This window comes from Heliobacterium chlorum, from assembly GCF_014502795.1.
GTDB classification, from domain to species: domain Bacteria; phylum Bacillota; class Desulfitobacteriia; order Heliobacteriales; family Heliobacteriaceae; genus Heliobacterium; species Heliobacterium chlorum.
In genome coordinates, this window is sequence record NZ_JACVHF010000020.1 from 25,591 (window position 1) to 50,953 (window position 25,363).

Below are 25,363 nucleotides of genomic sequence, written 5' to 3' on the forward strand. Positions count from 1 at the left end.
TTAACTTAATTCAAACTTTATATCTCCATTAACTTTTTTTGAGAATGATAGACAGATATATTACCATCTTCTGATACTTTTATAGCCGTGCCAAACTTTGACGCTGCTAGGGCTGCAGCTGTTCTCGCACCTTGTTCTGATGGTGATACCTCACCAGACGAATTAATCAATTCCCCGAAAGAAAGAATATTGAAGTTCGAGTCTAATATTACGGAACCATCTACTGACGATAACAATACGAATAAATATTTATCACAAGATTTAAGATTTAATTTACAATCATTCATATTTAATACAACGGCAAGCTGATTATTTGTTTTTTTATAATGTAAAAGTAACTCATCTGGTAAAGGTATATCAATGTAGTCCTTCGTAATGTATTTATTAACTTCAAATTCATTTACAGCCAGTATGAGAAAAAGTGATCCAATATTGTTTTCTGATGCGTATCTAACAATAGAAATAAATTTGTTTACTGATTCGACTAAATGTTTACATTTATCGTTAACGATGCTCGTCGGAAATGAACTATCTGAAGCGTAAAAGAATTTTTCGCCAAAAATTCTTCTGGAAAGGCCGTTGTTATTGGTTAGAAGAAACTTCATGAACTGAAAATATTTTAGTTTCCATTTGTTATTAACAATTGAAAAAAAGACATCTTCTAATAAATGTACGTTTATATTACCACTTCTAACCTCAATAAAGAAATAGTCAGGAAAGTTCATTTTTGATACTATTTGTTTTAACTCATCGTTACATGTTTTGATGACTTTATTCCTGATAGAAGCTTCTAAACCTGGAGCTTTTATAGCTGTTTGCTTATATAAACTAGCTATATATAGATTATGATGATGAATACTTAAATCATGAAGCCTGTTAAGAACTAAGTCCTTTATGCTTTTACCATTAACTTTTTTTCTGGTTATTCCCAGAATCTCAAAATTTCCATTTACTATGAAAGCTAAAGAATATCCATCAATAATTTTATAAGTTTGTTTGTTTTTTATGTAAAAATCGAGTTTTTCATTGCTATTTAATTGAATAAAATCAAGTTCTAGTGAGTTTATTATATGCTTAATTTCTTCGATTTCTTGATTAGGAAATAATAAAAGTCCTAAATTCGCGGGAATACCCTCGTAAGTTTTATTACTAACTGATTTAAGAGTTTCGAAGAATAAATATTGTTCATATGAATAATCATTATCTTTATTGTTATAGAACACAAAACTAAGATATTGCTGACAGATGTTTTCTATAAAAGCCGTCGTATATGATGGTAACCAAGTTTCTTTTTTTCGGGCGGAATTAAGATACTTTGAGGCTATAGTAAAAAAAGATGCATGAACTGAGGGATCATTCAATACAGTAAAAAAAGGAGATTTAACTTCCATTTGAATATTAATAAAATCAGTCGAATTATCTAACTCGTATATTAAATCAAACCCAATTAGTTCTTCTAAAGCTTTTTTTATATGGTCCATTTGAAAATTCTCCATTTGTTACCCCCAAAAAACATTATAATAGTTTTAGGCATAAATATTACGTTCCATCAGTTTATCCATGTAATACAGGCTGCACTATAATTAGCACTTCTTCAGAGAAGATTTATTTATCAAAATGAAATGCAATAATCTCTAAAAACACTCGTTTTTCTCTATCTTGGGGTAAAAAAAATTCATAAGCAAAGGAACTTTCGCCCCGATTATTCTTTTCAGATGAAAAATATTTATGTTTTTTAGATTCGTTTTTTATTATATTTAACACTTGCGTAAAAGATTGATTTTTAACAAAAAAGATTAAGGCTGTTTTTGAATCTCGCCAAGTTAAATATCTTTCAAATAGTTGATTAATAGCTTTATTAAGTTCTGATGCACCTTTCCAAAACTTACATTCTGCAACAAATAAATTAGAGTTGTCGTCCGCATACTTTAATAATATATCCGTTTTTCCGGCTCTATTAAAAGTCTCACCTGTCGCAGTTATACCTTCGTACCGCGTTTCTAATAAAAAGAGAATTTGATCTCTTAGCCCTTCTTCGTCTTTATCTATATATAAAGACGGCTTTTTTTCCATGCTTTTTCCTGCCTCATATATTACTTTTATGACGTCTAAATACATTTCCAAACTCATCGTCGGTTCGGAAGAAAACTCTTTGTTATCGGAAACACTTGGGCGGGGAACATCTTTTTTCTTTATTATAGGAGTAGAAAAAACTGTCTCGGTGTTCTTATTTACTTTTACGTTGATAGCAGCAAAAAAGTCTCTTTCCGATTTATATTTATCTTTTATTGAGTTGAATATATTTGATATCAAATAATGCAGCTCTTTATTCCATTTTTCCACATCCTCATTTAAGAAAGAAACATTTTCAAAAGCTCTACAATAACAACCTTGTTTTTCAATTTCGAAAGCATGGGGATCTTTATTCATTTTATTAAATGCAAAGTCAAAACTTACAAGATAATTAATATCATCTACAAGTATTTCTTGTGTTTTATGATAAAATCGAGTGGGTTTAACCATAAATAATTCTGGAGATCCTAAAAATGGATACGTGACAGTAAAATAATATTCTTCGACGCGTATTTTACGTAAAAACCGATCATCTAAATTTCTTACCCTTGTCTCGGGATGACCAATATTTTCATTGTTATAATCAATATATATTTTTTCAAGACGATATGTTTCAAATAAAAATTTCTTATATTCCTCTTCATCGATACTCAATATATATTCTTTTGTTTGCATATTAATCTCTGCGTTGATGCGTTTAACTAATAACTGATAATATTCTAACCAATCCATCTCAAAAAAAGCTTTTATCTTATATCTCATAACAACCCCCGATTTAAACTATGATATATAGCTAAATAGAAAAATACATCTATAAAATAACATCTGAGCAATTAATAATGATTGTTAATATTTTGTTAGTTTATTTACAACGACAATCTTCCATAAATAACAAATCAATTACTGCTATTTACTTCTATGTATAAATTGAAAATCCTGCAAAATAAACGATGCTTTTCATTGACCTCCTGATAATGAGACTTACCAGTATGATATGAGAACCTTCTTTGATAGAACTCGTCTGCTCATACACCAATTGAAGATGAGTTTTGGCTCACCTACCCCTCCCACCCCCACAAAAAGGCTCCCTTATCCCTCAAAAACTCATCTACTATGTAAAACGCAAAAAAAAACGACCCCGCCAGTAACGGCGAGATCGTTGAGAGGTTCAGTGGTTGTTGAGTTTTTCGAGGTCTTTTCGAAATGCGGTAGCTAAAGCTTTATAAGTGGCTAAGTCTTCGTCAATTTGCTCTCGAAGCATCTCTGGTATTTCTATACCAGCTGAATTAACCCGCAGTAGGAATTCTTCTATTTCATTTGAAGCCTTCTCACAACGAGCAGCTTCTTCGGTTATGATGGATATTTCTCTAGCCGTTCGCATTTGGCGTCGTTCCCCAAGCCACTCAAACAATAATCCCACCTCCGTGCGTTAGGATGCCCAGGATTATTGGCGGATTTGTCAGTTGGGCTACAAAAATAAAAGCGACCTCGCTGTTAGTGGCGAAGTCGCAGACATTTCAGTGAAGATGTTCTTCTTTGATTGTTTCCTGCATTTCTTCATAACCTGCGGCTCGTCCTCTTGCTTGGCTTAAGCCTCTCTCCAAAAATTCTAGAACACTCTGTGGTATAGGGTAGTCTTGGCTTTTTATCTGGACCAAGAATCCTTCGATGTCATCCGCAAGTTTTAATTGCTCTTGGCGACTATCATCCATGCTATCTACGATTTTTTGGAAGGTATCTCGCTTTTTCTGCCGTCGAGATTCAAGCCATTCCTGGATGAAGATGTATCATCTCCGGGGTTAGGATGCCCAGCGATTTCACTACTGGCTGATGCTAGTGACTGTAAAAAAGCGACCTCGTCGGTGGTGGCGAAGTCGCGGTGGAAAGTTTGTGGGAACACTTTGCCGGTCTAGTGTTTAACCGGTTTGTTGATTGGGCTTTTTAATCACTAATTGTAGCAAAGCTTGGTACCACGGCACCCCATCAACATTCCGATTATCATCAACATTTAATATGTGGATATTATTGCCAGAGGTTAAACGTAATTTTTCTTGAAGTGTCTTTTTAGCCGTGGCAATGCTTTCATTACCGTGGTAAAGGATACACAGTTTCTTGTTTTTATCCTCGATTAACGATCTAACTAATCCGTTTATATGTCCGTCATCTCCGTTAAAACCAAATCCGATAGAGACGATATAATCTGCTTTCATAAAGTCATCGTATAACTCAACGTAACGACGAGCCATGGTTACTGATGTCAATGGCTTAATTCCACTCTGTGTAAATATTAGCGGAACCAATATGTGACTGTGTTGGGATACTTGTTTTTCAGTAAGTCCTGTGTAAATCGTATTTAAGTACGGGTCATAATAATCATCGACACTTCCGTTCAAATGATAAACTGGTTTTTTTGAAAGCGGTGTTTCTTTAATTACTTGGGAGACAAAACTATTATAGTTAGTTGTTCCGATTGCGACTAGTTCAGACATGTCTGATAAATTAATTAAATCATGGTAAAAACCAGGACCGCTAGAAAGCTTATTCATATCTACCGTAACTTTTTCGGTAATATACCTACGGACACAATGCAAGAAAATACAAATCCTACAAAACTTTGCCCACTGAGCCTTTGGATTGTATAAATATCTATAATGACTATCTATTAAAGCCTGGTAATCAATTGCCCCAGAATAAATATCTTCAAGTATTAGATACCCTAAAGTGTAGAAAACATCTAATACAAAACTGTCTTTATCTACATGTATAACTTCTTCTTCGAGGACAATTTCCATGCCTGTTTGTCCAACGCTTCTATAATCGATACTAAAAACTCCGGATAGATCATCGAATACAGATAATGCATCAGGGGCATCCTCAAATAACTCTTCATTTAATTTTGAGATTAAATTTTGACCGAAAGCTCCTACGAGAAGCTCCAAGAACGCTCGCACAATTTTTTTAAGATTTCTATTCTGATTGTTGATTTCTAAAAGTTTTATAAAAGCAGAGAAATACTCTGAATTAAATAAAGACACTTCTTGAGCAAGAGTCTTGTTCAAACGAATTACTTGCCCGTACGACACTCCGCCGATATCAAAATTCGTATTTTCCTTAAATTTAGCACAGAGTACATCTTCCTTGATGTACCACTTTTCAAGAACTTTAGCCACTTTTTCATCAAACTTATCGAAATAATCAAGTATATAGTCCCTTTTATACTCTAAACTAGACGCGATTAAACCTTCAAACTCCCCTTTGCCAAATACGTGAATCCTTTTATTATGATAGTTTTTAGGCATCCACTTTGATGCATAAATAGACGTGTTTTGTATGCTCTTTATTTGCTCCTTAAAAAAATTTTTATCGCTATCAAGCGGCATTCTAAAAAGATCCAACGCAAACCTTCCGCCGTTCGGCAAGCCGTAACCTATTTCAGCACCAGCTCCAAAAAATACGGCTATTTTGGGAATTGTCATATTAACGCCCCCAAAAGATATCTTATTGCAATTATTCGCCACCTTCTGCGATTATCCTTTTTTATCCTTAACAATCTGAGGTGATTTACTACTCACGTCCCACTGAATTCATATTCTTACTGGAAGTTGAACAAAGTGTTAATTTAATACCAGTGGATTTCACCTAATTATTTCCTTCACCCATCAAACCCAACCCAGCAGAATGACCTGTGTGCCCTCCAAACCTCCCTACCATACCATTCATACCAGAATGGGGGCAAATCGGACGTGGGCCATTACAGCGGCCTTATGTGGGGTGTGGGGGTTTTTAGGCGAAAAATAAGCAAACGACCCCGCCAGTAACGGCGAGATCGCTGGGAGGCCAGTGGATGCTCTTCTTAATCTGTTCACGCTGATCACAAAACAGCTCGGCCCGATTGCTCGATTTCTCAAGGCTTTCCTTTAATAATTCCTGAACGCTGTTCGGAACAGTCAGCCCTGCGGCTTCGATTTGCTCTTGGAAAAACTCGAGGTCTTTGGCTAACGTGGCACTTCTCTCACACTTGTCATTAATGTTGGCCAAAGCCACCTCATCTTCTTCCCTCTTCCGCTGCCGTCGAGATTCAAGCCATTCCTGGATGAAGACGCATCACCTCCGGGGTTTAGGATGCCCCAAAATTAAAAGCGACCTCTCCGGTGGTGGCGAAGTCGATGTGTGTGGATATGGGGGAGATTTACAATAATTGAGTTGCTTTATAACAACTACTTATTATTGTGATGTTTCCTCAAGTAAGGTAAATATTAAAGATAAAAGCTCAGGATTTAAGGGACTGTATCTTAATGTATACAAAAGACTGTTCATGAAATTAGCACTGATCTTAATTCGCTTATTAGAATTAGAATCAATTAAATGTGCGTTAAGTCTACCGATTACACAAAACACAGCCAACAGCTCATTCATTACATTAATCGATAAGTTATCTTTATTAAGAATCGTTTGATCTATTACAGATAATGGCCTTAATTTACATATCCAATAACATAAGTATCCTGAAATTCGATGAGTGGTTATTTTATCGTACGAGTGAATATTTTTTACATCTTTCCAAAACCTATCAGTTAGATCATTAAGTATAAAATAATCAAGTTGTATTTGATTATCAGTTAATTGAAGCGTATCAAGAAGTTTAAAATAGCTATAACATATAGCTTTAATGGTGTTAGAAATAGCATCTTCTTTTTCTGTATTTCTATTTACTTCGTTAAAATAAGGTGAATCTTGAAAAACCCTATGAATCTGATCTGTGGCTTTATTATTATCTTCTGTATCTTTTATATGTTCCCTTTTTTCTGTGCAAATAAGATCAACTAATTCTTGATTAAAATATGGCATATTATTATCGTTAACTTGTCGCACTTTTGATCCCCCTATATTTTGTATTTAATCTTTGTTAAATAAAATCTAAATAATTACTTTTATTCGTTTCGTAGAAATTTAGTGAATTTGCTAGCTTTTGACCAATATCCGGAGTAATAGGACCCATATTTATAAATACTTTTCTTAAGTTCTCATCACTATTTCCATCGTATTTCCATACATTAGGCCAATTTACACAATAGGTTTCAAACAATCCTATCGATTTAACATTTACATTTTGTTTAATTAGCAAGTTTTTTATTTTTAAGTTGTCGGAAATTCTCCAGAGAGCAGAAGGGGTAAATATTACTCCAATCCAGTTTACAGACTCATACCAAGATGCTACCTCGTCTATTGCTGGTCCGACGAATATATTATCTTCCGAAATCATCTTCCCCCAACTGGTAGCACCTCTAAGGGGTAATCCTAATTTGATACTTTTAGTAATGAGCATTCCAGAAAGGAGTGCTTGAAATATCAAAGAGTCTTCAGGTTTTCCATACGTAATTAAAGCTATAGTGTCGGATATACTCTTTATTTCTATTTTGAGGTTTTTCATAAACTGAAAATTAGCTGATTTATATCTATCTTCGCTAACCATATCTCTTGCTCTTATGGAAATATCGTTTATTAGAGTTTTTAGATCTTTAATAGCATTAGGGTTTCTTTGCCAAACACCTTTCCAGCCAAGAACATCTAATAGTGTTACCGCCCCTTCATTCATACTTTTTAAATCTCCAATTTCCATACACTCATCTCCCCCGATAAACTTTGTAAAATAATCAATATTCTTTATCTGTTTATGTAATTGAATACCCCATTATTATCGACAAAAGACCTTCTGAAATTCACTCCGATTAATCTCTTCGTGAAAGGAATTAGTAAATCCTCCTTAGTATGTGATTATTGGAAATGATTCCTGTATTTCTTTAACCGTCTGAAATCCGATTTACAACAATCCACTCTAGTAACCTCCATTACAACCAACCATACCATTCATACCACAACATCGGTCAAACTGAACATGGGCATAACAGCGGCCTTATGTGGGGTTTGGGGGATTTTGGCTGATTATTGGCGGTGTTTTTACGTTGAAAGAGCGATGTTAGGCAAACTTATGCATTGACAGGGGATAAAGAAACAGCCGACCGTTGGCCGGACTGTCTGAACGCTAATCGAATATTCTTCTATCGTCGTCATATGGTAAGGCTTTAAGAACTTTCCCCGTAAACTCGATGTTCTTATAAACTTATGAGAGGTATTAAAGGCTTCGGACACTTACCGGGTACAGAAGTCAGATCGTAATTGTCGGCCATCTTCGCCACCTTCTGGGGTTAGGGTACCCATGAAGCCTTAAAGTTGCTGTTAAAGTTCTTTAACATTTAATTTATCTAATAAAATATTAAAGTTTGATTTGTATTTTATTTGTTTGGCAGAAATTTGGTTGATAATTTTACTTGAAGCGACCTCTTTACTATTTACTTCTAGATTACATTCTCCTATAGCATCAATATACATTTCGTTTCCTAATTTAATAATTTTCAATATCTTATCTTTATTTTTATTCAATTCTTGCAACGACATGTTATTGTATTGTATTATTGCATCATTACATAAGTCTGCTAAATCAACCTTCTTTTTAATAAACGGTGAGACGTTATCTAAATCACTATCGGGATCTACACAAATTTCTATATCATCGCAATATTTTATTAAAAATTCGTATGTAAAAATAAGCGATTCTAAAACTTTAATGTTTTTTTCTGGTTCTACTTGCTTCATTACTTTACTAAAACAATCATTAATATTATTAAAATAATTTTTAGCAGCATCTTTCTTTTTCTCATAACTGACATTTTCCGTTTTCATTTTTTCTATTGCTGTTTCATAAGTAATCAATGCCGGTTTATACTCACCTATTTCATATTGTTGATTTGCTTGTTTCAATAGGGATTCAATTTCTCGCTGTTGGTTACCACGATCACTAATGAATTGTAGCAATAAGGGTATCATTAGAGTCGATAAAATAAAAGCAACGATCTTTAACAATTTATCTCTCGACAACATACCTGTATACTCCTTTCAGTTTTCTCTAACATTACCATTTCTCGAATATATTATAAGGATAGAATTTTGTCAAGAAACTATTGGGATATATTAGCAATTTATCGTGACAAATTTATTTTTCGTTTAAAACAAACGATATCCCAATTCATCTTTCGTTCCCCTCATGTGAACGACAATAACGTATACCCTACTGCCCCCATAGAACTATTAGTCAACTCAATACCCCCCCCAAACCCCTGTAGTCCCACTGTAGTTCCCCTAACGCTGCCCCCTAAACGAAATCGCTGACACCAAAAAACCTCGCCTTGATCAGCGGGCCTTTCATTCCGTGCTCCCTTAACTTAACCCCTTCTTCTCCCAAGCAATGCCGACCTGTTATCCCACAAATTACTCTCTGTTCAAACTTTCAAAAATTGTCTATAATCTAACCCAAAGAAAGACCGTCTTCCAACAGGTAGAGCAACTGACTTGTAATCAGTTGTTCCAACGTTCATTACACTGAGATTATACATCTCTAGCTTGTCCATTTATTGGGGGTATGCACTAAATCCATGACCTCCAATTTACTCATGGAGATACCCCCTGATTATTGATTAATGCACCCAACTAAATTGGAGATTTCTTAACTTGGCTCGTCGGCGTAGCTCAACTGGTAGAGCAACTGACTTGTAATCAGTATCTCAACGTATATTGAACTTAGATTAAACGCACCCGAGATTGTCAAAGCGGATCACGTTCGGAATTTCCCGTTTACTCCACTATTCTCATGATTTTACGGCTTCTATCTCACTTTATCACAGATGAAAACTTAACTTGACTCGCCGGCGTAGCTCAACAGGTAGAGCAACTGACTTGTAATCAGTAGGTTGCGGGTTCAAGTCCTGTCGCCGGCTCCACTACATATGCGGGTTAGCAGGATCACCAGGTGGAAGAGAGAACCAAAATGTGGTTACGGTCGTAGTTACGGAGGGGCATCTCTGGTGAAGCCATGGGGTTGAAATGGCCCGGTACGCAGGGGAAACCGACGGAGGCAGTGTGCTGACGGCGGTTTTTTGCGTTTCCGGTAGGGTGTTTTGACGATGATGATTACGATGATTTAACGAGGCCCGGTACGGGCCACGCTCCCTCCCCATTGCCGACACGGCAAAAGTAAAAAAACCGGCGAGGCTGTTGTGGGCCTGGGCCGGTTTTATATGCGTTAAGGGGAACCGCTTGCAGCGTTGGGGCTGATGGGCGGTTTCTTTCGTTGGAGGCGTAATATAGCTACGGTGGGAACGTGGCTCGGTGTGGGGTACGGGTGTTCCTCTCCATTGCCGACACGGAAAAAACTTACTCAAATAAACGTATACTAAATCTATTTCTCATACCATAATTGATACAAATTATATGTTATTGCTACATCATTCTTTCTTGAATTACAGGTTTTACATAGTAACTGTAAATTGCTAATATCGTTACTCCCACCTTCAGCTAATGGTACAATATGATCCATTGTTGGTTCTAAATCTATTAGAGAAATCAAACCTGTTAAGTCCCTATTACAGCAGCAACAATGTCCTCGATCTCTAAAAAATATCGCTTTTCTAACCCATTTAGGTATATTATCTCTTTTTAAGATACCATCCTTTTCGAAATACTTTTTGTCTTCAGTTGACAAATTTTTGATCTCTGTATTACTAATGTAGAAAGCAATATGCATATTAAATTCTTTTAGAAATGCCCTGTTTTGAAATAATATGTAAAATACTTCTTCTGTTGTTTGAGTTAACAATGTATGTAACGGACCTTCTTTTAAGTAGTCAAAGTATGCAACAAGGCAGTCTTCATTAATAGTTTTTTCATATTCATTAACAGTATTAAACCACTTAGCAAATGAAATATGTGAAATATCGTGTTTCTTCATAAATAAGTTTACTTTGAATTCGTATTCGAAATAATTATTTTCATCAATTTTTTCAAATGACTTTAGGTCATTTTCATCTAGCAATATACGCTCTATAGCCCAATATATAAATTCGTGTAAAATACTATTTTTTTCAAATGGATAAAAGAAAGTTCCATTTTCAAAGAATTCATTCAAGGTAGGTGCATAATCCATACCGCCATTCATTATAACATTATTTACAATATCTACAAAATAGTATGTAGCGTAGTAATTCATTTCAAACATTTTGTTGGACATTAATACCATCCTTTAACAATTAATAAAGGATGGTATTCTATAAATTCGCCAATTATTCCTTCTTTGTTTAACTATTCACTACCCCATCTTCCTCGGACTCAACATCCCCTCTATTTTATCGATCGCCTGTTTCTTGACATCGGGGAGCACGTGACTGTAGGTGTCCAGCGTGATCCGAATACTCCCATGGCCCAGCAGTTCCTGCACAACCTTCGGATGAACACCAGCCTCAAGCAGTCGGGTCGCGTAGGTGTGCCTTAATGAGTGCAGATTGGTCTTCGGAATTTCGGCCTTGTCCAGTAACCGATGGAATTTTGTAGCGAGATTTCGCTGCGAGACCATCTTTCCCTCTTTGGTTGTAACGACCAGCCCGCTATCCTCGTACTTCTCTTCCCCCGTTTTCTTCTCAAAATATTGAAGGAAGTGCCACCTTTTCAACTGTCTAACCAAATCCTCGGTTATCGGAATCCTCCGGTAGCCGTTTTTCGTTTTAGGCTCTTGGATTATCTGGTGGGTCTTGTTGGGGCCATGTTGGTTCTTAACCAGTACTGTCCCTTTGGTCACATCGATATGAGCACGGTCAAGATCGATATCTCCCCACTTTAAGGCCAGTAACTCCCCCACCCTCATCCCAGTTCCGAGCAGCAGTTTGAAGGCGATCCATAACCTGTCCTCTTCGGCGATAAACATAAATTCCTTCATTTGATCTAAGGTGAAGACACTGATTTGCTTGGGGGACGGTTTGGGTTTACGTACATGTTCAGATACGTTCTTGGCGATTAGTCCATCATGGATGGCTTGTTTTAATGCCGTTCGAGCAGTCGTGAGAATCAGTTCAACCGTTCTCGTTGCGAGACCCGATTGCCGTTTTTCGTTAAGGAGCTTCTGCAATTGCGTCGTCTGCAACGCCTGTACCTTCACGTTACCCAACTTCGGCTTCAAATGAAGCCGGATGATGTACTCGTATGACTCCCAAGTTTTAGGACGCACGTTTGGCTTTACATATTGGTCAAGCCAGATGTCGAGCCATTCTGCGAAGGTTACTGTGGTGGGAATAACGAAGATGCCTTGGCGATATTCGACTAATGCTTGGTCACGCCATTGTAGGGCTTCGCCCTCTGTTTTGAAAGTTCGACGAGCGTATTTCCCTTTTCCGTTATCTTCTTGGCCGATGTGGACTTGGGCTACAAAGTAGCCGTCTTTTCGCTGGTAGACTGAGCCTTGTCCGGGTTTGTTGCGTTGGGAGGTCATAAAGAAACACCTGCTCCTTCTGTTTGATCGACTGATTTCGAGGGAGGCAGGTGTAGGTTATCTCGTATTTTCGTTTTATCCAAGTTAAATTTTTGATGATTCCGGCCATAGTATGTCAACGTAATGGTCGTGGGATTATGGTTGGGGAGTTAAGCAGATACTACCATTGGAGGAATTGTTGGGGGGGGTGTTAATTGGGAAGTTATGCCCTACTATACCACTATGGTCAAATAAATAAGTATCGTCAGCTGAGGAGGCAGGGGCTTCGTTATAACCAAATATCCAGTTTATCTGAACACTAATTTAATTTTCACCTTTGTTAGAATAAATTTATTTCAATGTTAGTTCTAAAAACCAGTTATTTAAATCATTCTTATTATCAAGCTTATACATGTTTAACATTTCTTTGTCATTGATAATTGAGTATATTAATCTTCGTAAAATATCGTCTAAATCTACGGATAACTCTTTTAATTTATCTTTATTTCGAAACTTTTTAGGTAAATTATCACCATGAACAGATGCGGATCGCACAGAGTACGCATTTTTAATAATATCGAAACATTCTTGTCGTTTATCCAACGTTTTTTCTATAATCTTAGAAGTTCTTTCAGATATCTTGTGAGAAATCTCAATTGAGTCAGTTGACAACAAAGTTTCAAGCATTGTACAGTATAATGCAATTCTATTTGGTAAAAAGTTTTGAGTTCTAGCTCCTTGTAAAAAATAAAAAAATCTATGTATTCTGTTAGCTTCTCTATACATCCCTGGAGTAGTTTTACTAGAATCAAGATTGTACAACTCAAATAACAGTTCCACTAGTTCTACAGATTTTTTTACTTCTTCTTCGGTAAACTGTACGTCCAAGCGTTCACCGGAAGCATTAACGAACATAGCACTCATTTGATTTGAGTATATCTTTATAGGATTCTTGTCAACTTCCAATAAGAAACCAAGTTCGTTGTTAACACTATTATCTTTAATTAACCATAGACAATTAGAAAAAAGTTGAACTAACTTTAATTGTTGGTTTAAAAATCCACTACCATCTGAACCCTGTAGACAATCACTATCATTTATAGAATATATATATTCTCCACTACAAATGTGGTTATACTCTAAGGTACCAATACTCGTAATAAAATCATCGTTACTGAAAAAACTATTAATTATTCTAGAACCGTTACTTAACCGTAAATTGTTTACGATTTTCATTCCATTGTTCAATACCTTTTTTACTGAAAAATGGTGTATTCTTGTGATAAAGTAATAATTCATAATTAATTCAACCTCCGGATTATTCGTCATTTAATTATGTTACACGATGCCTATCGTAGTCATGAGGCACAACTATTATCAAAAAAAATTGGTTGATTTCGTTGCCCCACTTATAGTCGAATGTTTGGCCGGATGAATTATAATTCTTTTCTTTACGTTGATAAAGGGAGCTTAAGGAAATTTAGTTCTAATCCTTATATTTCCCCGATTCAACAAGTGAACTTAATATACCAAGAAGTACAAAAGAGTGGGTACCTCTAGAGGTAGTTTTTTTAACAAAAATGGCTATTTGATTTATTTATTATCACGTTTTTTAGTAACTGCCCTGCCTCGTCTACCTTCTATACTAGTGTACAAATTTTTTCTTTCTTTTAGTTTGAAGGAAATATTAGTAACTTTGTTAAGAAGGATTATGGAAACTATTAGAGAAATACTAGACGTGACTAGCGCCATAACACTATATAAGTCATTATACACAAGTTTCACTCCTAATTTATTTTTTACAATTCTTCTCAATACCTCTAGCCCAAGTCGATATTAACCCACGGTATGTCAATACTTACATTTGTCCCACTTAATATAAAAGTCTATTAAAACAGTGGGATGATACGGAACCTCTATTCTAAAGAAAAAAAGGTGATTAGTATGGTTAGAAAAAATAAATACGATAATAAAGCTATGATTAAACTCAAGAGAACACTTGAATCGGCTCCTTCTAACAATCCTAAAAGATTAAGTATTAGCAAAAGTTCAAAAGATAATAATAAAGAAGTTATGGGTAAAGTACGAATTATAGTTTCTGGTTGTGCAAACATCCCAGTTACAGTCGTTGCTTCGGGTAGCAGTATTAAAGGTTTAAAGAAAAAAGGTATGTTTCGTGCAATAACAAAAAGACGGTGACTATGCTTATGTAAATAACCTTATTACGTATTAGCATTTTTATATAACTCATATCTGCTCATGTCATGGATTAATAATGTTGTTCCTGAATCAAAATTAAAGTAGACTGAATCTATATTTTCAAAGTCAAAGTAGTCTTCAAAAAATTGTACCTCTTTAAGTCTCTCAATCAATATTTCTCTAGGTTTATCACCACTTTCAGAGAAGGTAGCCAAAAAACCTTTGTATTTTACACCATCCTTTGTTACTAGAGTAACGACAATATCTTTATCATTATTAACAAGATCATCCCAAACGGTTTCGGCTCCTGTTAGTTTCCCCATCCCTAACTTACTTCTTATATTATTTATTTTCTTTGTTATATAGGAATTTTTATCTCTCATAGCAACAGCTATTTTAGCTGATAAAAAAGATATTAAAGTGCTAATACCAGCATAAAGAATTAAATGTTTTGGTATTTTTAACCACTCTTCAATTTCTGTAATTGATGATAGCGTCCACCAAGAACCATTAAAGTACATTACCATAAAGTAATTAATAATTACTATTATGCAATATGTCACGGCGGTAATTGGAAGACTTAAAAAAACTCCTTCTAACAACTTCTCAAAATCACTTTTTTTATGACCAGCGTTTCCAAATATGTTTTCTGCAATAAAATTAACCAAAGTTCCTGGCATTATAAATAACAGAATATTAATTATATTTTGAGTCATTTTCTCACCACCATATTATTTTTTTTAGTTTTCAACCAATCCAATTGTATCAATTCCAATGATTTCTTTCCAGCATTTATTTTCTTTGAACTGTCCGTAATCGTGTTGACTTCCTCCCCCACTAGAGCGATGATGTTACTGCGGCAACCGCCCACCAAGGAGGAATGAATATCGAGTAATAACGGCCCCAACTAAAAATTAAAAATTTAATTCCGCAAATGATTTTTCACCGTTGAAATCAACACGACACGCATTTTGATTCATATATCTCAATAATGGCCCGGTGTATGAGGGGCCAGCAGCAAGGGAGGAGTGGGTATCGAGCGATATCTGGTCCCAACAAAAAATTAAAAAATAATTCCGCAATGATTCTTTTACCGTCGAATCAACGACAAGCATTTTGCTTCAGTTATCTCACATCTCGGTTCAGTGCATGATGGGCCGGATTATAAGGGGGAGTTTTAACGGTTGATGGCTGGGTTCCTTCAATTAAAGACAGCTACAAATCAAGTTCACCAACGAAGGAGGTCTGCCTAACTGGAATAACAGTCTTGCCCGAATTCTCAACCAGAGGGAGGTCGATAAGGGGCAAAAGCTGAAGCACCAGTTCTTCGAAAATCGAATATGGGAAGCGTTGCTTCCAGTCGGGCTATGGGGAGCTGGGGTGGTCTCAACAATGACCGCAAATTCAGATTCCCGGGTGAAATACCATGGCAACGTAACCTGCAAATTATTCTAAGTAAATATAGTTCTTAGAACATTTTGCAGGATTACCGGTGGCGATCGTGATCGGCAATCTGGATGGCTTACTATGCCGACACCACTTGGCGAAATCCGGCCACGTTACCGAAACCATCGGCCATGCCAGTTTTGCCGATAGGTAAACAGCGAACTTCGCCCATACCGCAGAGAGGGCAGTTTGCCCAAACAGCTGATAGGTGACTTGGCCAGTAATTTAGAGGTCAGTTTGCCCCAACAACCAACAGCGAAGTCCGCCCATCCGTACCCGAGAGATAAGTCCGACCACATATCAAGCGAGGGTTCTTTAATCTCACAACCGTCGCTTATTTGGCGTGGGGTTTTTAGGGGAGAGGACCGCCGTTAAGCGATCCTCTTTTGTTTATGTCGATGCTTCAACCGAATTCCCACTCGCTTGGCTTCAACAGGCAACCCACCAACATACTCCAGTGGAATTTCCCGTCGGGAGCGATGTTTTTGTTGCCATTCGCTGAATACGGGGTATTCTGTGTTGCTGACCTTATCGGGCTGGTTCTTTGAATCTCGAAGAATGTAATTAGTCAGCCGTTCCAGCTGATCGCCATCGGGAACCTCACCAACCTGCTTCACATACACCTCAATGAGATCATCTACGGCTTTGATCCGCCATTGAACCGGCATGTCTTGAGTAGCCAGGTGGGCCACTGCTTTTGAGAAAGACTCCTTATAATTGGTCTCTGCTGTGAACACCATCATGCCACCTCTTTCCCTTCATTTACCTGAGCAATTCGTTGAATAGCCGATCGAACGTGGTCGCTGACTGCCTGTTGAGAGATATTCATCCAGTGGGCTGCGTCCTTTTGAATGAAGTCATTAATGAAGACCAGCCTCAACGCCTGCTTCTGGCGATGGGTCAAGTTTGCTTCTTCAATGGATTGCGCTAAATCCAGCAATAACAAACTAGCGTCGTAATCACCACGGAGGAAGCGGGATTCACGGACATGGTGAAGTTGAGTGAGCAAAGCATAGATTCCCCGTTCGCTGTCTAATGGATAGGCATCATCCAATCGCCGTTCCTTGGCCGAGAAATCAATGACTTTCCCCAGTTACGCCACCTCCTCATCTATATGAAGTAAAGCATTGTCGATTAAGCAGTGTAGTTCTTTCAAAGTACCTTCATTAGTAATCTCGAAATCAACGTCAATCTGCTCGACGAACTTTTCCGTCTCATGGTTAAATTGAGCCAGTTGAATCGGCTCACCCAATCGCTTCATACGCTGAATCCGCGTGGTCGCAGAGGAATTGATCTTCACTACATCAAAACCAGCTTCCAGAACGGAGAAATATTCATTCCACTGGCGGAGGTCGGTAATGACGATATCATCATCTGGCCCAGTTTCCCTTTCGATTTGCCGTAGTACATAGTTCACCCATACGTCGGGGTCGACGTCTCGAAGGGCTTGTCCTACATTTTGGTATAGTTCACGAGGTTTTCCGTCTTGGTCAGCACTTGGGAAGAGTTCTTTACAGAGGTTGCGAATGGCGTCGCCGAAGGCGAATTTCTTAAAGCCATAGTGATCCACCAAGTAATCGGCAGCGGCATCCTTGCCGGAACGCATCTTCCCTGTTAAAGCGATTTTCATTATGCAATCTTCCTTTCAGAATGTTGTAGGTCGAAGGCTTCCCATTGCTTGAGAAGGTTAAGTCTTTTCGTCAGACGTTGGTAATACTCAATGTCTTGTTCTGAAAAACTGTGAGACTTTCGTAGTCTGGCCATGCCATTCACGAAGGTAATGAACAACCGGGCCTCCCCTTCTGCCAGTGCCAAAGCCTTGTGGTAATCAATCACTTTTCCCATCAGCACGCCCTCGCTCTTGCCACTTCGGCATAGTCTTCTTCGCGTTCAATTAATATGAAGTCAAATCCATTCTTTCTAGCTGCGACCGCCGTGCTGCCGCTTCCCCCGAATGGGTCAAGGACGATGCCTCCCGGTGGGGTGACCAACTTAATCAGCCATGCCATCAAATCAACGGGCTTTACCGTTGGGTGATGGTTGCGGCTTTTAACGGGCTTTCGTTCACGGCCGTCCATGGTATACTTGCTGTTTATGACGCCACGGCCGGTGCCGGGATAGGTTCGCCGTTCTTCAAGGTCAATGACGTTACCTTGCCAGTCGCTGTTGCGGTCTTTCTTACTGGACTTCTTTGATATTTCTTTGGGAGTGATGTTGAAGAATTGGCTGTACCACTCGTCATCATCGGTAGTCACGCAGTTAGCCGGGAATCGGCCTTCTTCCGATTGTTCTGATGAAACTCGGCAGTCCCGGATGTTGACTGCGCCAGTACCGTAAAGCTCAACGTTCTCGCAGGTATTACCAAGCATAGGCTTTCTCGCCATGATTACTGGCTCATGTGCTGGCTTGATCGATGTAACCCATCCATCCCATTTCTTAGCGAGTTCAGTCGCTGGTTCGGTAATGTAATGAACGATCTTGCCTGTCTGTTCACCAGCGAACAAAGACGATCCATACGCCCTACCGTGGCCGTTGCGCTTATCCGGTACTTCCCGTTCGCCGATGATATGCCGTTTAACCCCGGCTCGCTTATCGAAGGCTTTGCTAACATCCATGCTTTTCGGGAAGCCACTGGTGTATAGCCATTCGATTACATCTCTGATCTCAAAACCGGCCATTCGAAGGGCGACGGACATCAGGTCTTGCGTTCGTGTACCAGAGAAGCACAGGATATGGCCGCCGGGTTTGAGTACGCGAAACACTTCCCGCCAGATGGCGGGTCCCGGGACAAATGAGTCCCAGGACTTACCCATGAATCCTTTGGCCTGGTGGGTGTAATCCTCGCCAGCCATCCATTTCGAGAGAACTTCACGGATATTCGGTTCTTTGGAAAGGCCGTAAGGTGGATCGGTTACGCAGGAATCAATGGAGTTATCCGGGATAGTGCATAAAATATCAAGGCTATCCCCCTGCAAAACTGCATTTTTGAAAACATTTGCTGTCAAGAGACAACCTCCTGTCTGTATCGATAAATGCTTAACATGTTATAATTGTTTAAGGTCGTTCAGGGGAGGGTGATTCAGAATGTCTAGTTATCTTCCTGATATTTCAGTTCCGGAGCTTATACTTGTACTTGGAATTCCTTTTTTACTCTTATTTAGTGGAGTCCTTACATATAAAAGCTACTTTTCTCCTGAACAAGTGGCAAAAAGAAAATACGCAAAAGGTGAAATTACTTTTCAACAGTTACGAGAAATTCGAAAGAGCCTTAGGGTAACCAAAAAGAGACTATGATTTATCCGGCTCTATCCCACATCGTCCTTGGCGACTTCCCAACGGTATCCATCAGCAGCTCATACACGTCCAGGTCCATTATATTGGCCTGGGCGTTTTTATTTTTGGACACCAATTGGCGCAGGGTGGGCCGCTGTTCTCGAAGTTTACACATCGCTCGGTTATGACCCTCGATATGGGGACCGTGGTATTCCCGTAATGTATCCCACTTCTCGGTATCCAGAGTGCGGACAGCCTCAAACATGGAGTTAACCACATCGCGGGTTTCCCCTTGAGCACCTCGTTCCCAGATCCGTTGCTTGAACACATTCTTCACCAGGGCTTCCTCGGAAAAATCCAACATGAACGGTGGCATCATCACTCCCATGGGATACAGCGATCGAATGGCTTGTAGTGATTCTTCCGGGTGCTCTTTTCGAAGCTGTTCGCATCTGCCCAGTTGCTCTTCCAACATTCGATGGTATAGCCATGGATCTTTTGCTTCATATGGAACCACAAAACTCCATGGTTTGTTCGCTCGGAATCCACCAGCGATCCGGCGATTGCGGATGGTGTAGGTGATGAGGTGGTCGTAGGCCGTCTTGCTTACACCTATAAAAAGGAAGGTTACGGTTTCTCCTCGGATGGGCTCATAGGAATGACCGGCCTTGACCATGCCATTAAGGAACCGGTTGGTATTCCCCATATCGTCATATTTGCCGAGATACAAGGCCGATGCGAAGGCACTGGACTTCCTGCCTTTATCGGTGGCACGCAATGCGATCACTCGGCTGTGCTGGATCGGTGTGAATCCTTCGTTGACGAAGTTCTCATTAATGAAGCGTTCTAGGTTACGGATGTCGTTGATCCTTTCCGGTTCAAGATGGATGCGCTCATTCCAGCAGATAGGATTGAGGTCAATCATAAATTTAGGCAATCGCTTTGCTCCCTTCTATTCCGGTATGGCCAAATCCGTTATCCCCTCTTTTTGTCGGTTGAAGCTCATCTACTTCGGTCAGTGTGATATTGTGAAATATCGGCTGGAAAACCAGTTGGGCAATTCGGTCACCTTTCGAAATCTCAACGTCATCGTTGCTGTGATTAATTACGATTACGCCGATGTCTCCGGTGTAGTCCGCATCAATCGTACCCGGTGAGTTAAGAACCGTGATTCCCTTCTTAAGAGCCAATCCGCTTCTCGGACGAACTTGAGCTTCTATTCCACGTGGCAGTTGAACAGCAATACCGGTTCGAATCAGCATCCGCTGTCCCGGATAAAGTTGAATCGCCTCAATACGTCCATACGGTTGATTTGATGAAATCAGTGCATCAAGCATGTGGAGATCAAATCCACTGGCATGTGATGTTTGTTGCTCTGGAATGATGGCATCAGGGTGAAGTTTCTTCACTGCGATTTTCAATCCGGTCCCTCCTACCCTGCTTGTTTTAGTTCATTAAACTGCCGCTTCGGATACTCGTAATTCTTCCGAACATCTCCCCAAGAAGAAACCTTTGTGAAGTACCCAATCACCCGTGTCATATAGTCAACAATGGGTTCCCCACAGATGGGACAGCTTTTTCCGGTCCCAACTATGGGCGTATGACCACTGGCACAAACCCCGAATCCATAGTTGATGGCAAAGTGTTCAACTCCCTCTGATAAGGAAATCAGGATGAGTTTCATCATAATAGGGTCGGTAATCCGTTCCTGAACATTGAGATGCAAGATGCCTCCGCCGCTAACGTGCTTCATGAAACGACCGGTCAGGTGAATGCGATCGGTGGTTCCCATATCCGCGATTAAGGGAACGTACTGGTTTGAGTACAATTCAAAGGGCTGTAGTTTCCGATAAAGCAACCGGTCTTTTTTCGCCAATGTCACCGCTGTGCTCTCCGCAGGGATTTCCTCGGTGTTGAAGGAATGACCTGTTCCACGGCTGAAAATTTGGACATATTCCTCCGTCCGCTTCAGTACCTTTTCGGTAAACGCCTGACCCTCTTTGCTCTCCATGGGCATCCCCATAAATTCACACATCTCATACTGACCATGGATTCCGATGGTAGAGAACAGCATTTCCAGCGAGAACCAGCCGAGCGGTTTGAAAAACTTGAGGAAGCCTTTTTCTACCCGTCGACGTAGTATTTCTTCCCGGTGAACCAACAGCAGATCCCTCGCCATTCTCGCCCTACGATCCAACAGCTCGAAAAAATGCTTTTCATCTCGGGCATCTAACGCCAGCCGAGGGAAGTTGATGGTGACTACCCGATGGGAGCCGATGTTGAGTCCACCGTTCCCGAAGCTGTCGGCCCGGTAGCTCATCCGTTCGGTATCATTGACGTAGCGGCAACACATTGCAATCTTAGAGCCTTCGTTCGCGTAGATGTTCAGCACACCAAGTTTGACGTTGATTTGGCTGATAAAGTTTAGGAAATCTTCATCCAACGGCCGCCGATTCTCATCTACACACATATTTGCCGTCATAACCGGGAACCGGTATGGCAGGCCGGTTGAAGGATCACCGTTGGCAAAGAACTCGGCGATGATTTTCTGGATTTCCATGATGTACTCAACATCAACTTCCGAGCCATCGGGGTAGCGATATTCGGAAAAAAGTTTGGTGAGGTTTTCACGGTCAAAGATAGATACGTTAGAAAACGGTGATTGCCCACTCGTTCGAAACTTGTTGTTGGCAACGTGAACAAACTTCTGCCAGAGGTTGACGATGTACTCTCGGTCATCCGTATTTTCCGGATTGCGTCCTTCCTGTTTGAGATACCACGCAAGGTTGACGATGAGGTCTCCGGGAGCCACCGCACCTGCGAACTCTTGACTTAGGTCCATCACGACTTCGGTCACTTGAGCCATAAAACTGTCCGAGCGTTTGGGCGGCAGACTTCGCAATTGCCCATAGGGCCGACCCTCAATCATCAAGTTTGCCGTGGAAAAAGCGAAACAGTACGGAATCTGAATTCCTTGCCCAGAGCTATCGTGAAAATATAACTCTCCCCGCCAGATCGCCGATATCAGCTTGTTGGCCCGATGAAGACCAAAGCGTTTCTTGCTGTATCGCCACAGCAGATAGTACCCTTCCAACTTCAAGATACCTTTGGTGACTTCTGCCTGATAGTTGTTGGCCGAGAGCTCCTCATTGGAGTTAGCGTTCTGATCGACGCTGGCATCGGCCAATCGCTTGGTAAAGTAGTCGTGAGACATCTGCCCCACATCGACTTTGTTTGGGCTGATTCCTTCCAGTTCCAACATCTTTAACCCTACGGGGTCTTTAGCGAACTTCTGATAGAGCGTATCGAACCCTGGTTCAAACGTCAGTGATATCTTCAAGCCACCTTCTCCTTCCGCCGGTCAAGTACGATTTGGTTGGAACTGGCCGGTAATCCGCCAGTGTGTAAGTCCTGACGGTATTCCCCGGCAATGATTACATCGCATAGGTCGTTAATATCGTCGGAAATCGAGAAAATGTTATTTCCGGTGTACAGCCATGTGCTCAACCCGATGGATTTGACTGCTGCCAACAATACCTTCAATGCATCAGGCTGGTTCAGCGGCTCTCCGCCAACAAAGACCACTGCATCATAGAATCGTTGTTTAGCTCGGATTCGTAGGATAATCTCGTCGGTATCCATCTCTTCCCCACCGTCAAATAGTTGCAGTTCAGTATTGTGACAGCCGGGACACCGCCGATGGCATCCTTGAAAGAAAATACTAAAGGCGATGCCGTCAGCGTCCGATGTGTTCAAATCATTGAAGCCAGCAATCCGAACCGTGGCCATCACGCCACCTCCGATACGCTATCCGCTGTTACTTTCCACTTCCGAAACCCCTGCCTGTCCACCCATACCCAGAACTCAAAGTCAATCACTTCATCAATGTCATGTTCTTTAATGGTCGATTGAATCTCAGCGATTTCTTTTCGATAGGCCGCCATGGAGAGCCGTTTGGTTCGCTTGGACTGTACCGCCAAGATGCGACGGCGGCTGATACCCAGTACATCCACCTTGGAGTGTGAACCCGCAGACCTCACCACTAAGAACCCTCGCTCGGTCAACTCATGAACAATCTTCCGTTCAATTTCATAGCCTCGCTGATAATTCGTGCGCCCCATTAGGCCGCCACCCGAGCATTTACCTGATGGCAGTGCGGCTTATACAAGCAGAAGAAGCATTTCTCTACCATGGCCCGAGGCAGTTCATTGGCGTAACACATCCCGGCTACATCTGCGAATTTATCCAACAGTTGATTTCGATCATCATCGGTTACCTTCATATAAAAGGCTCGCATGTCCGGCTTGGCTTCCGCCCCTTTGGTCCAGCTGTCTTTTGCCAGTGATTCATACACAATGAGGAACTCATCGAGGCCGAATAATAACGAATAGGCGACACACTGTTCTTTGTGATCGGCTTGGGCATCTTTCATCTTGTATTCGCCGATAACGCCAAGCGTCGTTGACTTGGTCTTAAACTCCAGCCCAATCTTGGTGCCATCCGGTTGATATTGAAGGACGCCATCCATCATGCCGTACAGCTGAAACCGCTGGCCGCTGTGTTCAAACTGCCTAACCTGCCGAATGTTCTTTTCCCATGCCGGTCGGTTGGTGGTTTTCGTCCGTACCACCGTAAACTGCGGTCCATCCAGGTGGGTCTCAGCATACAGCAAATCTCGCTGCATCGCCCGGTGAACCGCTGAGCCATTGCGGGACCATCTTCTTTGATAGGGAAATCGGTCGACAAAAGAGGCTTCCACTTTTTTAACCTTGAAATAAAGTTCCCGTTCACATTTGTAGGCCGATGAAGGCGAGAAGGTAATGCCTCCCTTTTGGAACCCTAACTTGGTTGTGTCGCTGTTCAAACCATCCAACTCATCCATCAGAAGATACTTTTCGATCTCATCATCGTTAGGCTCCTGAATCGAATGAATCGCATCGAAGTGATTGAGGATAGCCTTGGTCAACTCTAGGCCGCGATCGTTAGCATCCGATAAAACTTCCTGCCGGAGTTCCTTGGCTCCAACCCGATTGACTAAGCTGCCGATGAAAACCACTCCCCTTTCTTTACCCCTTCACCCCATCGTCGCATGATCTCTGTATCGACTTTTAATGGTACGTTCAGTGAAGCCGCTGAGGTCATACACGCCTCAATTTCCTTCACATCACACTCGGTAACGGTATTATCCACCATCATCAACGCTTCGTCATGGACTGTGCCGCAAAGAGCCCAGCCCCGGCGACTACAATATTGATGCAGGTTGAGCATCGCACGCTTCATTACATCAGCGGCCGTTCCCTGAATGATGGCATTCACGCTCTGCCGTCGGGCTGATTCCACATCGCCTTTAACATCGTAGAATTTCCGTTTGAGGTCGCGAGGGATGTCATTGTTTCGCCAGATGTTTAGGGGTAGTTCATCCACTTTGAGAATCTGACAGATTTGCTTGGCGAGGGATTCATAGACCTTCGCTTTCTGGCGATGACCAGGGAATCTTCTTTTTCGTCCATACAGGGTTTCCACGTATTCGTTTTCTTTGGCAAACTCATGAGTATCTTTAATGAAGGCATGGACTTGTGGGTAGGTTCTAAAAAAGTCACGAATGAACTGGTGGGCCTCATCTACCTTGATCTCAAGCTGGCTGGATAGCGTGTGCATACTCGTACCATACATCACAGCGAGAAGCCCGACCTTCATCATTTTCCGGTACTTTGACCCATCGCTGCATTCCTCGATAGGCTTCTTAAATACACGGCTGGCCAGTGTCGAATATAAATCCTGACCGTTCAAATATGGCTCTTGAAGATGTTTATCGCCGCTAATATGGGCTAGTACCCGAGGTTCAATCTGTGAAAAGTCACTACCAATTAGAAGTTTGCCAGGTGGAGCTATCATCAATTTCCGTGCTTTCGTCGGCAGATTTTGCAGGTTCGGCTCGTTGCTAGAGAACCGGCCAGTCACGGTAGCCACCTGATTAAATGAGCCATGAATCCGGCCATCCGATTTAATCCGTTCCGGTAA

The 25,363-nt window shown here is 40.6% G+C and carries 26 protein-coding genes and 1 tRNA gene; 3 read left to right on the forward strand and 24 right to left on the reverse strand.

The window, feature by feature from the left end:
- Positions 1–17: 17 nt before the first annotated feature.
- The 8 genes from H1S01_RS15410 to H1S01_RS15445 all read right to left on the reverse strand — a co-directional run bounded on the left by H1S01_RS15410 (position 18) and on the right by H1S01_RS15445 (position 9,012).
- Positions 18–1,496, reverse strand: coding sequence for a beta/alpha barrel domain-containing protein (locus H1S01_RS15410; RefSeq protein WP_188041310.1), 1,479 nt, complete (start codon positions 1,494–1,496; stop codon positions 18–20).
- 109 nt (positions 1,497–1,605) lie between these two features.
- Positions 1,606–2,835, reverse strand: coding sequence for a hypothetical protein (locus H1S01_RS15415; RefSeq protein ID WP_188041311.1), 1,230 nt, complete (start codon positions 2,833–2,835; stop codon positions 1,606–1,608).
- A gap of 406 nt (positions 2,836–3,241) precedes the next feature.
- Positions 3,242–3,484: a hypothetical protein gene (locus tag H1S01_RS15420; protein ID WP_188041312.1), complete on the reverse strand. Its 243-nt coding sequence runs from the start codon at positions 3,482–3,484 to the stop codon at positions 3,242–3,244.
- Between the two features lie 505 nt (positions 3,485–3,989).
- Positions 3,990–5,549: a hypothetical protein gene (locus H1S01_RS15425; protein WP_188041313.1), complete on the reverse strand. Its 1,560-nt coding sequence runs from the start codon at positions 5,547–5,549 to the stop codon at positions 3,990–3,992.
- A 307-nt stretch (positions 5,550–5,856) separates the two neighbouring features.
- Complete coding sequence (locus H1S01_RS15430) at positions 5,857–6,117, reverse strand: hypothetical protein (RefSeq protein WP_188041314.1); 261 nt, start codon at positions 6,115–6,117, stop codon at positions 5,857–5,859.
- Positions 6,118–6,297: 180 nt separating this feature from the next.
- Entirely contained in the window at positions 6,298–6,945 is a 648-nt protein-coding gene (locus H1S01_RS15435; protein WP_188041315.1) for a hypothetical protein, read from the reverse strand.
- 34 nt (positions 6,946–6,979) lie between these two features.
- Positions 6,980–7,693, reverse strand: coding sequence for a hypothetical protein (locus H1S01_RS15440; protein WP_188041316.1), 714 nt, complete (start codon positions 7,691–7,693; stop codon positions 6,980–6,982).
- A 617-nt stretch (positions 7,694–8,310) separates the two neighbouring features.
- Positions 8,311–9,012, reverse strand: a complete 702-nt coding sequence (locus tag H1S01_RS15445; RefSeq protein WP_188041317.1) for a hypothetical protein — start codon at positions 9,010–9,012, stop codon at positions 8,311–8,313.
- Positions 9,013–9,832: 820 nt separating this feature from the next.
- Here H1S01_RS15445 and H1S01_RS15450 point away from each other — a divergent pair.
- Positions 9,833–9,908, forward strand: a tRNA-Thr gene (locus H1S01_RS15450).
- A gap of 458 nt (positions 9,909–10,366) precedes the next feature.
- Here the strand turns inward: H1S01_RS15450 and H1S01_RS15455 are convergent.
- The 3 genes from H1S01_RS15455 to H1S01_RS15465 all read right to left on the reverse strand — a co-directional run bounded on the left by H1S01_RS15455 (position 10,367) and on the right by H1S01_RS15465 (position 13,723).
- Positions 10,367–11,194: an HNH endonuclease gene (locus tag H1S01_RS15455; protein WP_188041318.1), complete on the reverse strand. Its 828-nt coding sequence runs from the start codon at positions 11,192–11,194 to the stop codon at positions 10,367–10,369.
- 78 nt (positions 11,195–11,272) lie between these two features.
- Complete coding sequence (locus H1S01_RS15460) at positions 11,273–12,445, reverse strand: tyrosine-type recombinase/integrase (RefSeq protein WP_188041319.1); 1,173 nt, start codon at positions 12,443–12,445, stop codon at positions 11,273–11,275.
- 330 nt (positions 12,446–12,775) lie between these two features.
- Positions 12,776–13,723, reverse strand: a complete 948-nt coding sequence (locus H1S01_RS15465) for a HEPN domain-containing protein (RefSeq protein ID WP_188041320.1) — start codon at positions 13,721–13,723, stop codon at positions 12,776–12,778.
- Between the two features lie 645 nt (positions 13,724–14,368).
- On the opposite strand from H1S01_RS15465, the gene H1S01_RS15470 reads away from it, so the two are divergent.
- Positions 14,369–14,623, forward strand: a complete 255-nt coding sequence (locus H1S01_RS15470) for a hypothetical protein (protein ID WP_188041321.1) — start codon at positions 14,369–14,371, stop codon at positions 14,621–14,623.
- A 23-nt stretch (positions 14,624–14,646) separates the two neighbouring features.
- Here H1S01_RS15470 and H1S01_RS15475 read toward each other — a convergent pair whose 3' ends face one another.
- The 6 genes from H1S01_RS15475 to H1S01_RS15500 form a co-directional block, all read right to left on the reverse strand.
- Positions 14,647–15,339 carry a DUF6338 family protein gene (locus tag H1S01_RS15475; protein WP_188041322.1) on the reverse strand — a complete coding sequence of 231 codons (693 nt, stop codon included), beginning with the start codon at positions 15,337–15,339 and terminating at the stop codon, positions 14,647–14,649.
- A 1,101-nt stretch (positions 15,340–16,440) separates the two neighbouring features.
- Entirely contained in the window at positions 16,441–16,806 is a 366-nt protein-coding gene (locus H1S01_RS15480; RefSeq protein ID WP_188041323.1) for a hypothetical protein, read from the reverse strand.
- Between the two features lie 2 nt (positions 16,807–16,808).
- Complete coding sequence (locus H1S01_RS15485) at positions 16,809–17,123, reverse strand: sigma factor-like helix-turn-helix DNA-binding protein (protein ID WP_243237370.1); 315 nt, start codon at positions 17,121–17,123, stop codon at positions 16,809–16,811.
- A gap of 39 nt (positions 17,124–17,162) precedes the next feature.
- Positions 17,163–17,699, reverse strand: coding sequence for an AAA family ATPase (locus H1S01_RS15490; RefSeq protein WP_207732372.1), 537 nt, complete (start codon positions 17,697–17,699; stop codon positions 17,163–17,165).
- Positions 17,699–17,914 (reverse strand): hypothetical protein, encoded by a 216-nt coding sequence (locus H1S01_RS15495; protein ID WP_188041324.1) that lies wholly within the window; start codon positions 17,912–17,914, stop codon positions 17,699–17,701. The genes H1S01_RS15490 and H1S01_RS15495 overlap by 1 nt, the downstream gene beginning before the upstream one ends.
- Complete coding sequence (locus tag H1S01_RS15500; RefSeq protein WP_188041325.1) at positions 17,914–19,074, reverse strand: DNA-methyltransferase; 1,161 nt, start codon at positions 19,072–19,074, stop codon at positions 17,914–17,916. The genes H1S01_RS15495 and H1S01_RS15500 overlap by 1 nt, the downstream gene beginning before the upstream one ends.
- 79 nt (positions 19,075–19,153) lie before the next feature.
- Here H1S01_RS15500 and H1S01_RS15505 point away from each other — a divergent pair, with 79 nt between their 5' ends.
- Positions 19,154–19,363 (forward strand): SHOCT domain-containing protein, encoded by a 210-nt coding sequence (locus H1S01_RS15505; RefSeq protein ID WP_188041326.1) that lies wholly within the window; start codon positions 19,154–19,156, stop codon positions 19,361–19,363.
- A gap of 1 nt (position 19,364) precedes the next feature.
- On the opposite strand, the gene H1S01_RS15510 is transcribed toward H1S01_RS15505, so the two are convergent.
- From H1S01_RS15510 to H1S01_RS15540, 7 genes are all read right to left on the reverse strand, one after another.
- A complete protein-coding gene (locus tag H1S01_RS15510; protein WP_188041327.1) occupies positions 19,365–20,279 on the reverse strand; it encodes an FAD-dependent thymidylate synthase in 915 nt (304 codons plus the stop codon).
- Positions 20,272–20,763: a dUTP diphosphatase gene (gene dut / locus H1S01_RS15515; RefSeq protein ID WP_188041328.1), complete on the reverse strand. Its 492-nt coding sequence runs from the start codon at positions 20,761–20,763 to the stop codon at positions 20,272–20,274. The genes H1S01_RS15510 and dut overlap by 8 nt, the downstream gene beginning before the upstream one ends.
- An 11-nt stretch (positions 20,764–20,774) precedes the next feature.
- Complete coding sequence (locus tag H1S01_RS15520) at positions 20,775–22,682, reverse strand: anaerobic ribonucleoside-triphosphate reductase (protein WP_188041329.1); 1,908 nt, start codon at positions 22,680–22,682, stop codon at positions 20,775–20,777.
- A complete protein-coding gene (locus H1S01_RS15525; RefSeq protein ID WP_188041330.1) occupies positions 22,679–23,131 on the reverse strand; it encodes a 4Fe-4S cluster-binding domain-containing protein in 453 nt (150 codons plus the stop codon). The genes H1S01_RS15520 and H1S01_RS15525 overlap by 4 nt, the downstream gene beginning before the upstream one ends.
- Positions 23,131–23,463 (reverse strand): PDDEXK family nuclease, encoded by a 333-nt coding sequence (locus tag H1S01_RS15530; RefSeq protein ID WP_188041331.1) that lies wholly within the window; start codon positions 23,461–23,463, stop codon positions 23,131–23,133. The genes H1S01_RS15525 and H1S01_RS15530 overlap by 1 nt, the downstream gene beginning before the upstream one ends.
- Entirely contained in the window at positions 23,463–24,398 is a 936-nt protein-coding gene (locus tag H1S01_RS15535) for a hypothetical protein (RefSeq protein WP_188041332.1), read from the reverse strand. Before H1S01_RS15535 ends, H1S01_RS15530 begins: the two co-directional genes overlap by 1 nt.
- On the reverse strand, positions 24,377–25,363 hold a 987-nt coding region (locus H1S01_RS15540; protein WP_243237371.1), incomplete at its 5' end, for a DNA polymerase A family protein. The genes H1S01_RS15535 and H1S01_RS15540, both read right to left, overlap by 22 nt.

What these genes read in the sequence shown, in the direction of transcription:
- H1S01_RS15410 (WP_188041310.1), bottom strand. Translation starts at nt 1,496, where the DNA reads ATGGAGAATTTTCAAATGGACCATATAAAAAAAGCTTTAGAAGAACTA.
- H1S01_RS15415 (WP_188041311.1), bottom strand. Translation starts at nt 2,835, where the DNA reads ATGAGATATAAGATAAAAGCTTTTTTTGAGATGGATTGGTTAGAATAT.
- H1S01_RS15425 (WP_188041313.1), bottom strand. Translation starts at nt 5,549, where the DNA reads ATGACAATTCCCAAAATAGCCGTATTTTTTGGAGCTGGTGCTGAAATA.
- H1S01_RS15440 (WP_188041316.1), bottom strand. Translation starts at nt 7,693, where the DNA reads ATGGAAATTGGAGATTTAAAAAGTATGAATGAAGGGGCGGTAACACTA.
- H1S01_RS15445 (WP_188041317.1), bottom strand. Translation starts at nt 9,012, where the DNA reads ATGTTGTCGAGAGATAAATTGTTAAAGATCGTTGCTTTTATTTTATCG.
- H1S01_RS15455 (WP_188041318.1), bottom strand. Translation starts at nt 11,194, where the DNA reads ATGTCCAACAAAATGTTTGAAATGAATTACTACGCTACATACTATTTT.
- H1S01_RS15460 (WP_188041319.1), bottom strand. Translation starts at nt 12,445, where the DNA reads ATGACCTCCCAACGCAACAAACCCGGACAAGGCTCAGTCTACCAGCGA.
- H1S01_RS15465 (WP_188041320.1), bottom strand. Translation starts at nt 13,723, where the DNA reads ATGAATTATTACTTTATCACAAGAATACACCATTTTTCAGTAAAAAAG.
- H1S01_RS15470 (WP_188041321.1), top strand. Translation starts at nt 14,369, where the DNA reads ATGGTTAGAAAAAATAAATACGATAATAAAGCTATGATTAAACTCAAG.
- H1S01_RS15475 (WP_188041322.1), bottom strand. Translation starts at nt 15,339, where the DNA reads ATGACTCAAAATATAATTAATATTCTGTTATTTATAATGCCAGGAACT.
- H1S01_RS15490 (WP_207732372.1), bottom strand. Translation starts at nt 17,699, where the DNA reads ATGAAAATCGCTTTAACAGGGAAGATGCGTTCCGGCAAGGATGCCGCT.
- H1S01_RS15495 (WP_188041324.1), bottom strand. Translation starts at nt 17,914, where the DNA reads ATGGGAAAAGTGATTGATTACCACAAGGCTTTGGCACTGGCAGAAGGG.
- H1S01_RS15505 (WP_188041326.1), top strand. Translation starts at nt 19,154, where the DNA reads ATGTCTAGTTATCTTCCTGATATTTCAGTTCCGGAGCTTATACTTGTA.
- H1S01_RS15525 (WP_188041330.1), bottom strand. Translation starts at nt 23,131, where the DNA reads ATGGCCACGGTTCGGATTGCTGGCTTCAATGATTTGAACACATCGGAC.
- H1S01_RS15530 (WP_188041331.1), bottom strand. Translation starts at nt 23,463, where the DNA reads ATGGGGCGCACGAATTATCAGCGAGGCTATGAAATTGAACGGAAGATT.